The sequence below is a fragment of the Cupriavidus numazuensis genome (assembly GCF_905397435.1).
Taxonomy (GTDB): domain Bacteria; phylum Pseudomonadota; class Gammaproteobacteria; order Burkholderiales; family Burkholderiaceae; genus Cupriavidus; species Cupriavidus numazuensis.
Map to the genome: position 1 here is coordinate 46,422 of NZ_CAJPVI010000057.1, position 12,268 is coordinate 58,689.

Annotated in this window: 11 protein-coding genes; 3 read left to right on the top strand and 8 right to left on the bottom strand. The window is 66.0% G+C overall.

Annotated features, from left to right (window positions below; genetic code table 11):
- Nucleotides 1-8 precede the first annotated feature (8 nt).
- Complete coding sequence (locus KHO41_RS32940; RefSeq protein ID WP_211957433.1) at nt 9-1,238, top strand: CaiB/BaiF CoA transferase family protein; 1,230 nt, start codon at nt 9-11, stop codon at nt 1,236-1,238.
- Nucleotides 1,239-1,282: 44 nt separating this feature from the next.
- The gene (locus tag KHO41_RS32945) at nt 1,283-2,281 is read left to right on the top strand and encodes a tripartite tricarboxylate transporter substrate binding protein (RefSeq protein WP_211957434.1); all 999 of its coding nucleotides are present in this window, start codon (nt 1,283-1,285) and stop codon (nt 2,279-2,281) included.
- Between the two features lie 165 nt (nt 2,282-2,446).
- On the opposite strand, the gene KHO41_RS32950 is transcribed toward KHO41_RS32945, so the two are convergent.
- The 8 genes from KHO41_RS32950 to KHO41_RS32985 form a co-directional block, all read right to left on the bottom strand.
- Entirely contained in the window at nt 2,447-3,676 is a 1,230-nt protein-coding gene (locus KHO41_RS32950; protein WP_211957435.1) for an acyl-CoA dehydrogenase family protein, read from the bottom strand.
- A gap of 8 nt (nt 3,677-3,684) precedes the next feature.
- Nucleotides 3,685-4,812 (bottom strand): acyl-CoA dehydrogenase family protein, encoded by a 1,128-nt coding sequence (locus tag KHO41_RS32955; protein ID WP_211957436.1) that lies wholly within the window; start codon nt 4,810-4,812, stop codon nt 3,685-3,687.
- 30 nt (nt 4,813-4,842) lie between these two features.
- The gene (locus KHO41_RS32960; protein WP_211957437.1) at nt 4,843-5,259 is read right to left on the bottom strand and encodes a MaoC family dehydratase; all 417 of its coding nucleotides are present in this window, start codon (nt 5,257-5,259) and stop codon (nt 4,843-4,845) included.
- Nucleotides 5,260-5,269: 10 nt separating this feature from the next.
- Nucleotides 5,270-5,713, bottom strand: coding sequence for a MaoC family dehydratase N-terminal domain-containing protein (locus tag KHO41_RS32965; protein ID WP_211957438.1), 444 nt, complete (start codon nt 5,711-5,713; stop codon nt 5,270-5,272).
- A complete protein-coding gene (locus KHO41_RS32970; protein ID WP_211957439.1) occupies nt 5,695-7,311 on the bottom strand; it encodes an acyl-CoA synthetase in 1,617 nt (538 codons plus the stop codon). Before KHO41_RS32970 ends, KHO41_RS32965 begins: the two co-directional genes overlap by 19 nt.
- Nucleotides 7,312-7,395: 84 nt before the next feature.
- A complete protein-coding gene (locus tag KHO41_RS32975; protein ID WP_211957440.1) occupies nt 7,396-8,547 on the bottom strand; it encodes a thiolase C-terminal domain-containing protein in 1,152 nt (383 codons plus the stop codon).
- Nucleotides 8,544-8,987 carry a Zn-ribbon domain-containing OB-fold protein gene (locus KHO41_RS32980; protein WP_211957441.1) on the bottom strand — a complete coding sequence of 148 codons (444 nt, stop codon included), beginning with the start codon at nt 8,985-8,987 and terminating at the stop codon, nt 8,544-8,546. Before KHO41_RS32980 ends, KHO41_RS32975 begins: the two co-directional genes overlap by 4 nt.
- 3 nt (nt 8,988-8,990) lie before the next feature.
- Complete coding sequence (locus KHO41_RS32985; protein ID WP_211957442.1) at nt 8,991-9,923, bottom strand: SDR family oxidoreductase; 933 nt, start codon at nt 9,921-9,923, stop codon at nt 8,991-8,993.
- A 193-nt stretch (nt 9,924-10,116) separates the two neighbouring features.
- Between KHO41_RS32985 and KHO41_RS32990 the strand changes: the two genes are divergently transcribed.
- Nucleotides 10,117-10,917, top strand: coding sequence for an IclR family transcriptional regulator (locus tag KHO41_RS32990; RefSeq protein WP_211957443.1), 801 nt, complete (start codon nt 10,117-10,119; stop codon nt 10,915-10,917).
- Nucleotides 10,918-12,268: the final 1,351 nt, after the last annotated feature.

The following is a 12,268-nucleotide window of genomic DNA, read 5'->3' on the forward strand; positions in this document are numbered from 1 at the left end:
GATATCTTATGCAAACCATCAATCAGACCGGCGGCCCGCTCGCCGGGGTACGCATCGTCGACCTGACGACGGTGCTTATGGGGCCGTTCGCCACGCAGATCCTCGGCGACTTCGGCGCGGACGTCATCAAGATCGAGCCCCCGGGCGGCGACAGCGTGCGCGGCGTGGGCCCGTGCCGGCACCCCGGTATGGCAGGCATGTTCCTGCATGCCAACCGCAGCAAGCGCAGCCTGGTGCTTGACCTGAAACAGCCGGAAGGCCGCGACGCGCTGCTGCGGCTCGTGGCCACGGCCGACGTGCTGATCTACAACGTGCGTCCGCAGGCGATGGCTCGCCTCGGGCTGTCGTACGACGACGTCGCACAAGCGAATCCGCGCATCATCTACGTGGGGGCCTACGGCTACGGACAGGCAGGCCCGTACGCGGCGCGTCCGGCCTATGACGACCTGATCCAGGGGGCGGTGGGTATCCCCTCGCTGTCGATGCGCGCAGGCGGCGACGTGCCGCGCTATGCGCCAAGCCCGATTGCCGACCGCATCGTCGGCATGGCTGCCGCCAATGCCGTGACGGCGGCGCTGTATCACCGCAAGGAAACCGGTGAAGGGCAGTCGATCGAAGTGCCGATGTTCGAGACGATGGCGCAGTTCATCCTGTCGGACCACATGTGCGGCTACACCTTCGACCCGCCTGTCGGGACGACCGGCTATGCCCGCATCCTGAACGAACACCGTCGGCCGTATGCCACGCAGGACGGCTACCTGTGCGTGCTGCTGTACAACGACAAGCACTGGCGGACCTTCTTCGCGCTCAACGGCCAGCCACGCCTGATGGAGGAGGACCCGCGCTTCTCCACCATCGCGAAACGCACCGAGCACATCCATGCGCTGTACGAGATGGTCGCCGGCATCATGACGACCCGTACCACGGCCGAGTGGCAGCGGATGCTGGAAGACGCGGACATCCCCGTGATGCCGATGCATACGATGGAATCGCTGCTGGACGACCCGCACCTCGCGGCGGTCGGCTTCTTCGAGTTCGTCGACCACCCGACCGAAGGCCGCATGCGCTCGATGGCGTCGCCGTCGCGCTGGTCGAAGACCCAGCCGGGCATGACCCGCCATGCACCGCGTGCCGGTGAACAGGGCGAGGAAATCCTGAGCGAGCTGGGCTACGACGCGGCGCAGATTGACCGGCTGGTCACGGCCGGCGTGACACAGCTCGCGCCCGCTGCGAAGTAGGCCATTCACTGCGGAAAAAATACAAGAGCAGGAGGAGACAAGACATGAAGAACAACATCTCGGGCAGGCGGCGACTGGTACTGGGTGCAGCGCTGGCGGTGGCCGCCGGCGCTGCGGGCGTGCTGCCTGTGCAGGCAGCGGACTACCCGACCCGGGCGGTGCGGCTGGTCGTGCCGATCGGCCCCGGCAGCGGCGCCGATACGGTCATGCGCTACTTGGCCGAGCGGCTCGCGCCGGCGCTGGGGCAGGCAGTGGTGGTGGACAACAAGCCGGGAGCGGAAACGCTGCTGGCCACGCAAGCCGTGCTGGGTGCGCCGGCCGACGGCTACAACCTGCTGTTGACTGCCGTCTCGACGCTTACCGTGCCATTCACCAACAGCGCGGCGAAATACGATCCGGTGCGCGACCTGCGCCCGATCGCCGTAGTGAGCCGTGGCCCGGCCTTGCTGGTGACCGCGTCGCAGTCGCGTTTCGCGACCTTCGCGCAGGCGCTGGCCGAGGCGCGGCGCAAGTCGGGCGCTGTCAGCATGGCGGTGTACAGCAACAGCTATCGCGTGGGTGTGCTGGATCTGAGCCGGCAAGGCGGTCCGGCGTTCAACCTGATCTCGTACAAGGGTTTCTCGCAGCTGTCCGCAGACGTGATTGGCGGCTCGGTCGACCTTGCTCTGGTCGATGCTTCGGCGGCGCTGCCGCTGATCCGCAGCGGCAAGCTGCGCGCGCTCGCGACAACGGGCGAGACGCGCATGGCGGAGATCCCGGCGATGCCGACCGTGCGCGAGAGCGGCTTCCCCGGGTACAGCCTGTACGTCTGGATCGGCCTTGCCGTGCGCAGCGGCACGCCGGAACCGGTGGTGCGGCGGCTCGAGAAGGAAGTGGGCGCCATCGTGACGTCGCCGGCTTACCGGGACTTTATTGCCAAGCAGAATCCTGGCGCCGAACCTGTGGGGCTCGTGGGCGCACCCGCGGCACAGGACTTCGTGCGCGAGGCGGAACGCTATCGCAATGTACTCGGCATGATCGGCCAGCAGCCGGGCCAGAACTAGAGCGAGGGTTGGCGGCGGGGCTGGCACGGTTGCCGGGCCCGATACTCGCGGCAGCACCAAAGGACAAAAGCCCCGGCCGGGGCTTTTGTCCTTTGGTGCTTTGGTGCTTTTGATCTTCTACCGACGAGAAAGGAGAAAAGGGCGGCACCTCGGCCGCCCCATGTCCTACCGCTTCGTCACTTGGTTGAACGGCACATCCTTGTCCACGCGTACATCGCCCGGCAGCCCGAGCACGCGCTCGGCGATGATGTTCCGCAGGATCTCATCCGTGCCGCCTGCCACGCGCGAACCCGGCGCGTACAGCATGGCGGTCTGGAACCATCCCTGCATGGGGGCAAGGTCGCCGTCCATCACCGCGCCGGCCTGCCCGGCAAGGTCCATGCCGAAATCGGCCATCTCCTGCAGCAGTCCGATGCTGACGACCTTGCACACCGATGCCTCGGGACCCGGTGCCTGGCCGCGCGACAGGCGCGTCATGGTGCGCATGCGCGTGTACTTCACACCCTGGGACTTGACGTACCAGCTCGCCAGGCGGTCGCGCACTGCGGCATGGTCCAGCGCAGGCACGCCGTCCACATCGCTCTGACGCACCAGCGAGAGCATATCGTCGATGTTCGGGCGAGGCGCTTCGCCGACAGCCAGGCGCTCGGTCATCAGCGTGGTCAGTGCTACCTTCCAGCCGCCGTTGATTTCACCGAGCCGCTGCGCATCGGGAATGCGCACGTCCGTGAAAAACACTTCGCAGAAGTGCGAGGTGCCCGAAATCTGGCGGATGCGGCGCACTTCGACGCCGGGCGACTTCATGTCGACGAAGAACGCCGTGATGCCCGCGTGCTTGGGCGCGGACGGATCGGTACGCGTGAGCAGCAGGCCATAGTCCGAATGGTGCGCGCCCGAGGTCCAGATCTTCTGGCCGTTGACGACCCAGTCGTCGCGGTCACGCTCGGCGCGCGTGCGCAGGCCGGCGAGGTCAGAGCCGGCAGAAGGCTCCGAGAAGAGCTGGCACCAGATCTCTTCGCCGCGCAGCGCCGGGGCAACATGGCGGTCGAGCTGGGCGGGCGTGGCATAAGCCATCATGGTCGGGATGCACATGCCCAGGCCGATGCCGAACACCGTGGCGTTCACATCGAACTGCGCTTCCTCCTCGTTGTAGATCACCTGTTCCATGGCGGTGCCGCCGCGGCCACCCCAGCGCTTGTCCCACGTGATGGCGGCAAAGCCGGCCTCTGCCTTGCGGCGTTGCCAGTCCTTTGCGCGGACCAGGCCATTGGCGTCTTCGGCATAGCGCTGGCGCGACTGGGCCACGTCGTTGCGGCGGCGTGGCGCGTTGGCTTCGAGGAAGCGGCGGGCCTCGGCCCGGAATGCGGCTTCTGCCGGCGTATCGTTGAAATCCATGGCAGTCCTCAGTTGGCGGCGCCGGCAGCGCTGCTGTCGGCCCAGCAGGTGACCAGGCGGTCCTTCCAGTACGCCACGCTGCCCAGTTGCATGGCGAGCGTGCCGGCGCGGCGGAAGTACAGGTGGCAGTCCAGTTCCCAGGTGAAGCCCATGCCGCCGTGAGTCTGGATGTTCTCGCGCGAGGCGAAGCGGAACGCCTCGGTGGCCGAGACACTCGCGGCTGCAGCCGCGAGCGGCAGTTCGGGTGCATCCGCATCCAGCGCCCAGGCGCCGTAGTAGGCGTTGGAGCGCGCCAGTTCGGTCGCGGTGTACATGTCGGCCAGCTTGTGCTTGATGGCCTGGAATGAGCCGATGGGACGGCCGAACGCGATGCGCTCCTTGGCGTACGCGGTGCCCATTTCCACGCATGCGGCAGCGCCGCCGACCTGCTCGAACGCCAGCAGCACGGCCGCCTTGCACAGCAGGCGCTCGACCGGCGCCCAGCCTGCCTCGCCACCGGCGAGCTTCTCGGCGGGCGCGGCCTCGAACACGATCCTGGCCTGCGCACGGGTCGGGTCGACGGTTTCCAGCGGCGCGCGCGTGACGCCGGCAGCGGCGAGGTCCACCAGGTAGAGAGCCGGTGTACCCGCGTCGTCGTTGGCCACCACGACCGCGAAGTCGGCGATGCCGCCGTCCATCACCGGCCATTTGGTGCCGCTCAGGCGTCCGCCCTCGACGCGGGCATGCACGGCCGCGGCGGCCGGATTGCCGAGTCCTTCGGCCAGCGCGAAGGCGCCGATCACTTCGCCCGCGGCGAGCCGTGGCAGCCATGCGGCCTTCTGCGCGTCGGTGCCGTGGGCCAGGATCGCCTCGGTGGCCAGGTAGACCGACGACGCGAACGGCACCGGCGCCGCCACGCGGCCGAGTTCCTCGGCCAACACGCACAGTCCTTCATAGCCAAGGCCGGCGCCGCCGTATGCTTCCGGAATCGCCGTGCCGGTCCAGCCGACCTGCGCGATTTCCTTCCACAGCTTGCGGTCAAAGGTGTCCTTGCCCTCCAGCACCCGCCTGACGGCGCTGGTCGGGCACTTCTGCTGCAACATCCTGCGCGCTTGCTCGCGCAGCATGTCCATGTCCTCGGAAAAGTCGAAGTTCATGGTTCCCTATCCTGATGGTAGTGTCGGCCCTCAGGCCACGGCGACCACGGCTTCGCCGCTGATCTTGACTTCGCCCTTCTGGTTGGCACACGCCACTTCGACGCGCAGGCGCGTCTCGCCGTCCTGCTCGAAGCGCTCGATGACCTTGCCCGACAGGTGCGGCTGGTCATGCACGTGGGTGATGCCGGTGAAGCGCACCGACAGCGCACGCAGGCGGTCCGGGCCGGCCCAGTCGGTCACGAGACGTCCCACGTAGCCGCACGACAGCATGCCGTGTGCGAACACGTCGTCGAGGCCGGCCTTGCGCGCGAAGTCGATGTCGATGTGCATGGGGTTATGGTCGCCCGAGGCGCCGGCGTACAGCGCCAGCGTGGTGCGCGAGATAGGTGCGAGCGTCAGCGCGGCGATGGCGTCGCCGGCCTTGAACTGGTCCAGGTTCGATTGCATGGTGTTCTCCTTACAGTTGACGCTGCACAAGCGCCTTGCGCACATCGGCGATATGCATGCCGTCCTGGTTGGTGATGCGCGATTCCGTGACGAAGAATTCGAGCGCGCCTCCCTTCTTGTCGTAGATGTCGACGAGCTTCGTTTCGAAAGTCAGCGTGTCGCCGGCAAACGCGGGCGTGTGGTACGTGAACGACTGCTCGGCGTGCAGGATGCGGCGGACGTCGAAGTCGAGGACTTCCTTGACCTTGGCGGCGAGGCCGAGCTTGCTTTCGAGGCAGAAGAAGTAGGCAGGCGCCACGCGCACGGCCGGATAGCCGGCCTCGCGCGCGGCAGCCTCGTCGAAGTAGACGGGGTTGGTCTCGCCGATGGCGCGCGCGTAGTCGCGCAAGCCGCCGGCTTCAACGGTAATGCTGCGGCGGCCGAAGCTGTGGCCGATCAGGTTTTTGTCGAACATGTGGTCTCCAGTGATTTGGTAAGGGGGGCTTCGACGGATTTGCCGGCCGCTTCCCAGTAGCGCTTGCGCAGTTCCTGCTTGTAGAGCTTGCCGGTCTGCAGGCGGGGCATGCGCTCGATGAAGTCCACGGACTTCGGGATCATGTAGCGCGCGACCTTGCCGCGCAGGTAGCCGATCAGTTCCTCGGCGAGTTCCGCCGATGGCGCCACACCTTCGGCCGGCTCGATGATGGCCTTGACCGATTCGCCCATCTCCGCGTCGGGCACGCCGATCACGGCGGCGTCGCCAACCTTCGGATGCGTGACCAGCGCGTCCTCGATCGCCTGCGGGTAGATGTTCACGCCACCCGAGATGATCATGAACGTCTTGCGGTCGGTCAGGTACAGGTAGCCGTCCTGGTCGAGGTAGCCGACATCGCCCACGGCGGTCCAGTTCGGGTGGCGCGGATGGCGCGCCGACTCCGTTTTCTCGGGGTCGTTGTGGTAGTGGAATGGCTGCCTGTCGCGCTCGAAGTAGATCAGGCCGCTCTGGCCTGGCGGCAGCTCGTTGCCGTCGTCGTCGCAGATGTGAGGGATGCCGACCACGGCGCGCCCGACCGAGCCCGGATGGGCGAGGTAGTCGGCCGTGTCGATCATGGTCATGCCGTTGCCTTCGGTGGCGCCGTAGTACTCGTGGATGATCGGACCCCACCAGTCGATCATCGCCAGCTTGACGTCGACGGGGCACGGCGCTGCCGAATGCGTGGCACAGCGCAGGCTCGACAGGTCGTAGGCCTTGCGTGTGGCCTCGGGCAGCTTGAGCATCCGCACGAACATGGTTGCGACCCACTGGCTGTGCGAGACGCGATACTGCTGGACCAGCGCGAGCGCCTTCTCGGCGTCGAACTTTTCCATGTACACCACGGTGGCGCCGACCGCGCCCATCTGCAGCACCCAGCCGAGTGGCGCGGAATGGTACAGCGGCGCCGTGGACAGGTAGACCATTCCCTCGAAGAAGCCCCAGCCGGCAAACTGCTTCTTGCGGAACGGGTCGAGATACTCGTGGACCTTGTCCGAGTGCGGCGCGCGCAGGATGCCCTTGGGCTGGCCAGTGGTGCCCGAGCTGTAGAGCATCAGCGCGCCGAGCCTTTCGTCGGGCAGTGGGGTGGCGGGAAAGCGCGCCACGGCGTCTTCGTAGCTTTGCCAGCCGTCGATGGTGCCGTCTGCCATCAGACGGATCGGGCAGCCCGGCATGCGCGTGGACAGGCTCTCGGCCAGCTCGCGCATGGCGAGCGAACTGATGACCGCCTTCGAGCCGCTGTCGGCGATGATGTAGGCCGCTTCGTCCGGTGTCAGGAAGCGGTTGACCGCCGTCAGCAGCAGGCCGGCGCGCAGCGCTGCCCAGCCGATCTCCATGCAGCGGATATTGTTCTCGAGCACCATCGCGATGTGGTCGCCGGGGCGCAGGCCGAGGCTGTACAGGTAGTGCGCGAGGCGGTTGGAGCGCTGGTCGACTTCGGCGTACGTGAGCGTGTCGCCTGTCGTGCCGTTGATGATCAGGGGGCGGTCGGGGTGCAGCCGGGCTCGGTCGCCCAGACAAGACCAGTTCTGGTCTTCCATGGCAGGGGTCTCCATCAGGCCGGCCGCGCTCCGGCTCCGCCCGTGGGCGGAGCGGAGACAGCCGGCAGTTCTTGTCGATGCGTGTTATTGAAGCTCGTTTGCCAGCACCAGCGCCGAGGCCGCCGTGAACATGCCGCCCACGCCCTGCACGAAGCTCGTGCGGACGTTGTCGACCTGCCGGAACGCCTCGCCGCGCAACTGCCGCACGGCCTCGAGGATGGCGAACATGCCGTACATGCCGGTGTGCGTGTACAGGATGCCGCCGCCGTTGGTGTTCATCGGCAGCTTGCCGCCCGGACGCGTGTGGCCGTCCTGGATGAAGCGCCCGGCTTCGCCGCGCTCCACGAAGCCGCAGTCGGCCAGCCCGTACAGCGGCAGGTGGGCGAAGGCGTCGTACACCATCAGGTGATCGATGTCCTTCGGCGTGAGGCGCGCTTCGTCGAACGCCTGCCGGCTCGACATGCGGAACGCGCGCGAGCTGCTGAAGTCTTCCATCTGCGAGATCAGCGACGACTCGCCGGCCTCGCCCGTGCCGAGGATGTACACCGGCTTGCCAGCCGTCTTGAGATCGCGCGCGCGCTCGGCCGAGGTAATCACCAGTGCGCCGCCGCCATCGGTCACCACACAGCATTCGAGCTTGGTGAACGGGTAGGCGATCATCGGCGCGTTCATCACCTCGTCGACCGTGAGCCGCTTGCCACGCGCCGCGCGCGGATTGCCTTCGGCCCAGTGGCTTTGCGCGACGACGACTTCGGCCAGTTGCTCCAGCGTGGTTCCGGTTTCCTTCGCGTAGCGCAGGAACGGTAGCGTGAACGTGTTGGGCGGGCCGCCCGAGCCGAACGGTAGCTCGAACTGGCCCTGCTTCGAGAACGGCGCCACGCTGCGCGGCGGCCAGCCCACGCGCGAGCGGCCCGACTGACCGTGCGTGACGAGCACCACCGACGCGTGGCCCGCGCGGATCGCGGCCACGGCGTGGCGCACGCTCATCATGAACGAGCAGCCGCCGACGTTGGTGCCATCGAACCACTTTGCCTGGATGCCGAGGTGGTGGGCCACGTCGATCGGGTTGTCCACGGCGCTGGTGACGCCGTCGACATCGGCGATGGTCAGGCCGGCCTCGGCCAGGGCCTGGTGCGCGGAGAGGCTGCGCAGGTCCATTTCCGACAGGTGCGGCAGCGCGCCGGTTTCGGTTTCGGCGGCGCCGACAATGGCGATGGCCTGGGAAAGCTTGCTCATTGCGCGGCCTCCGTCTGTGCAGCGGCCGGCTTGAACATCGGCAGCATCATTTCGCCTCGCGCCTCGAATACCACTTCGAGCGGCATATCGAGTTGCAGGTGTTGAGGATCGGCAGGAACGCCGACCAGGCTGGACATCATGCGCGGACCTTCTTCGAGCTGGACCACGGCGATCACGTAGGGCGTTTCGCCCTGCCAGCCGGGCATGGCCATGTGGCTGATCACATAGGAATGCAGCGTGGCGCGCCCGCTGGCGCGCACCCAGGACAGCTTGCCGCCGCCGCACGACGGGCAGTGCGTGCGTGGATAGAAGATGTGCGTGCCACAGCCATCGCAACGCTGCACGCGCAGTTCACCGGCTTGCGTGCCTTCCCAGAAGGGGACCGTGGCCGGGACGGGAACCGGTACCGGCTTCGCCGGACCAGACTTGGGGCCGGACATCGCTCAGGCCTCCTGCTTGGCGGCCGGGCGCTTGCCCGAGGTGTTGGCGTTCGCGGCGGCCTTGGCCACCAGGTCCGGGATCACGGCGGTCAGTTCCTCCGGCTCCCAGCGCGAGCCCTTGTCCACCGACGGACCAGCCGACCAGCCTTCGGCCACGGTGATCGAGCCACCGCGCACGCCGAAGACGCGGCCGGTGACGCCCGACGATGCCTCGCTGCCCAGCCAGACGATCAGCGGCGCCACGTTGCTGGCGTCGAACGCGTCGAACTTGCCCGGCTCGGCGACAAGGCCCGATTTCTTGAACAGTTCCTCGGTCAGGCGGCTGGTCGCGGTCGGGTAGATCGCGTTCACCGTCACGCCGAAGCGGCCCATTTCCTGCGACGCCACGATCGACATGTTGGCGATGCCGGCCTTGGCCGCGCCGTAGTTGGTCTGGCCGACGATGCCATACAGGCCCGACGACGAAGACGTGTTGATGACGCGCGCAGCGCGCTGGCGGCCGGCCTTGGATTCATCGCGCCAGTAGGCGGCGGCGTGGCGCATCGGGCAGAACGTGCCGCGCAGGTGCACGCGGATCACCGAGTCCCACTCTTCGATGCTCATGTTGACGAGGGTCTTGTCGCGCAGGATGCCGGCGTTGTTGACGAGCACGTCGAGGCCGCCGAATGTGTCGATGGCGGTCTGGATCAGGCGCTGCGCACCGTCCCAGTCAGAGATGTCGTCGGTATTGGCCACGGCCTGGCCGCCGAGCGCACGAATCTCGTTGACCACGGATTGTGCCGGGCCGGCGTCGGCGCCGCTGCCGTCGCCGGCGGCACCGAGGTCGTTCACCACGACCCTGGCGCCCTGGCGGGCAAATTCCAGTGCATATTCGCGGCCGATGCCGCGGCCTGCGCCCGTGATGACGACGACGCGATCCTTGCAAAGCTGGGACATGGGGTTGCTCCTCGATTTGCGGGACGGAGCCCGCTAGTGTGATCAATAGGCGTTGCGAGCGGGGCCTGGGGCATCCGATTCGCCGGATGGCGGTGCGTTTGGAGGACCGCGCCCTTGTGCTCGCCCGGTCTTGAGTATTGACTGTGCGAAACAGCAGCCGCAATATGAGCGTTTCGATATGTGAAACGACGCCATGCCCCGGACGATGTCGGATGCCGAGCCCTTCACCCGGATAACCCCGGGCAGCCAGACACTGCTGCGCGGCCTTGATCTGCTGCGCGCGTTCCTGGGAGGGGCGTCCATGCTAAGTAACGCGCAGCTTGCGGAGCGCAGCGGCCTGCCGCGCCCGACCGTCAGCCGGTTGACGCATTCGCTGGTGTCGGCGGGCTATCTCGAGTACGACAGCGTGTCGCGCGGTTACCGGCTTGCACCGGTGTGCCTGAGCCTCGCGCGCTCGTTCCGGATTGGCCGTTCCGAGTTGGAGGTCGTGCTGCCGCTGCTGCGCAAGGTCGCGACGGAGGAGCGGGTCAACGTTGCGCTGGCGGCGCCAGACGGCATTTCGATGATCTATCTGGAAACGATCCGCGAGGGACGCGGACCGATGCGCCGCACGGCAATGGCGGGCTCGCGCTTCCCGATGGAGGACAGTTCGATCGGGCAGGCCTATCTGGCAGCGTTGTCCGGTGTTTCGCGCAAGGCGCAACTGGCTGCGCTGGCTGCGCATAGCGGCGCCGGGTGGCCGCAGCACAAGGCGCGCATCGCCGCGGCACTGGCCCACCATGCAAAGCACGGCTACTGCCGTTCACAGACGGTGATCGGCGCCGCGGGAATTGCTACGGCCGTTGCCGGTCCATATGGCGCGATTTACGCCGTGAGCCTCAGCTTTTCCGCCCCTGACGACAACTATGAGCCGCTGGTGGCGCGCTTCGCGCCGATGCTGCTGGCACTGGCGGATGCGATGCGCGCGGCCTGGGCGGAGTTTGATGTGACTTAGTTAGAGCCTGTTCAGGAAGAGCAGTTGGATACTGTTAGCTGCAAGACGAACTCGCGCAAGCGTGCAAGGCCGCGGCTGCTTGACCGGATTGCGTGAGCTGACGTTCGAGTGTCCTTGCATCGATATCGATCAATGGCCGAAACTGGCCGGCTTCGACCCTCTGGCTACCGGGGGCGGGACTCTCCGGTGCCGGAGGCGACTCCCGACCCTTCTCAGTCAACCACGCCTTCGTGTTTTGAGCGGCTGCTCATCATTGTTGATCCGACATTCGCGCACGTCAGCGAAGTCGGTCGCGCAGACACGTAGGACCGAGACTCGTGATTGGATGTCGCCGGAGGCTGACACCCCTCCTTCGAACCCAAGTGAATTGTCACCGACTCTGCTAGATTCTTAGCAATTGACGAAAACCAGCGAGTGGGTAACGCCCATGGAAGCTTGAGTTGTTGGTCATCGCCAGCATGTGCAGTGCGCTAATCGGGCCTGTCATGTTCCTATGCAGTCGTAGTGGAACCGCCCTGAGGCATCAACATTAATGTATCGAATTTGCCGGCAGCTACCCGCGGTAATTGCCCTGTTGGCAACGGGCTGTGTCAGTTTTTCACAGAAGCCATTTCTCGAACGGTTGCAATGGGGCTCGGCGCCCGAAGCGCTGGGCCCACATGTTGAAATCAATCGCGATGAGTGGATGACCAAGCGGATTGGTCGCTGTTATCGCCGCTTGAATGACGGTTCGATTGTCGACGGGGTTCAGAGCAGGGACACTGAGTATTGCTTCAATCGCGGTGCACTCTACTCAGTTCGGACTCATTTTGATGGGGAGGATCTACGAGGAAAGTGGCAGCAGTGGCTCACTGAAATCTATGGACGCCCGCAGACTGACTCATGGAAACAGCTCGGTTGGAATCCGAAGGAAATTTGGGTAAGCCTTCGATATGTCACCACAAGCTACTCCGGCCCTGAGGATACCGGCACCGTTACCTGGACGCATCGACGCTACATGCCTCCTTCTAGCGCGAGTGCATGCGAGGCGTTTGATTCGGGCTTTCGAGACTGCATGGAGCGCGAGCGTGTGCGAATTCAGGCTATCGATGCCAGATAGGCGAAAACGTAGGTATGTCGATGCGACTTCAAGGGTCGATCGGACCGCAGTAAAGCGGGTAGCCACCACAGAGCGGCCGCTCTGTGGTGTTACAGCGGACATCTGGACGGCCTAGCAAAGTAGCAATTGGGCGACGCCTCATGGCCGACAATTGCCAATTTTGGCTCAGCCAACGCGCTTCGCCATCGACAGCAACTGATGATGGATCTCAGCTGGACGGTACAGGCGAACCGTTATGACCCAGCCCTCGCA

Coding starts and splice junctions, on each gene's coding strand:
- KHO41_RS32990 (WP_211957443.1), top strand. CDS start 10,117: ATGCCCCGGACGATGTCGGATGCCGAGCCCTTCACCCGGATAACCCCG.
- KHO41_RS32965 (WP_211957438.1), bottom strand. CDS start 5,713: ATGTTCGACAAAAACCTGATCGGCCACAGCTTCGGCCGCCGCAGCATT.
- KHO41_RS32950 (WP_211957435.1), bottom strand. CDS start 3,676: ATGGATTTCAACGATACGCCGGCAGAAGCCGCATTCCGGGCCGAGGCC.
- KHO41_RS32940 (WP_211957433.1), top strand. CDS start 9: ATGCAAACCATCAATCAGACCGGCGGCCCGCTCGCCGGGGTACGCATC.
- KHO41_RS32975 (WP_211957440.1), bottom strand. CDS start 8,547: ATGAGCAAGCTTTCCCAGGCCATCGCCATTGTCGGCGCCGCCGAAACC.
- KHO41_RS32960 (WP_211957437.1), bottom strand. CDS start 5,259: ATGCAATCGAACCTGGACCAGTTCAAGGCCGGCGACGCCATCGCCGCG.
- KHO41_RS32970 (WP_211957439.1), bottom strand. CDS start 7,311: ATGGAAGACCAGAACTGGTCTTGTCTGGGCGACCGAGCCCGGCTGCAC.
- KHO41_RS32955 (WP_211957436.1), bottom strand. CDS start 4,812: ATGAACTTCGACTTTTCCGAGGACATGGACATGCTGCGCGAGCAAGCG.
- KHO41_RS32980 (WP_211957441.1), bottom strand. CDS start 8,987: ATGTCCGGCCCCAAGTCTGGTCCGGCGAAGCCGGTACCGGTTCCCGTC.
- KHO41_RS32985 (WP_211957442.1), bottom strand. CDS start 9,923: ATGTCCCAGCTTTGCAAGGATCGCGTCGTCGTCATCACGGGCGCAGGC.
- KHO41_RS32945 (WP_211957434.1), top strand. CDS start 1,283: ATGAAGAACAACATCTCGGGCAGGCGGCGACTGGTACTGGGTGCAGCG.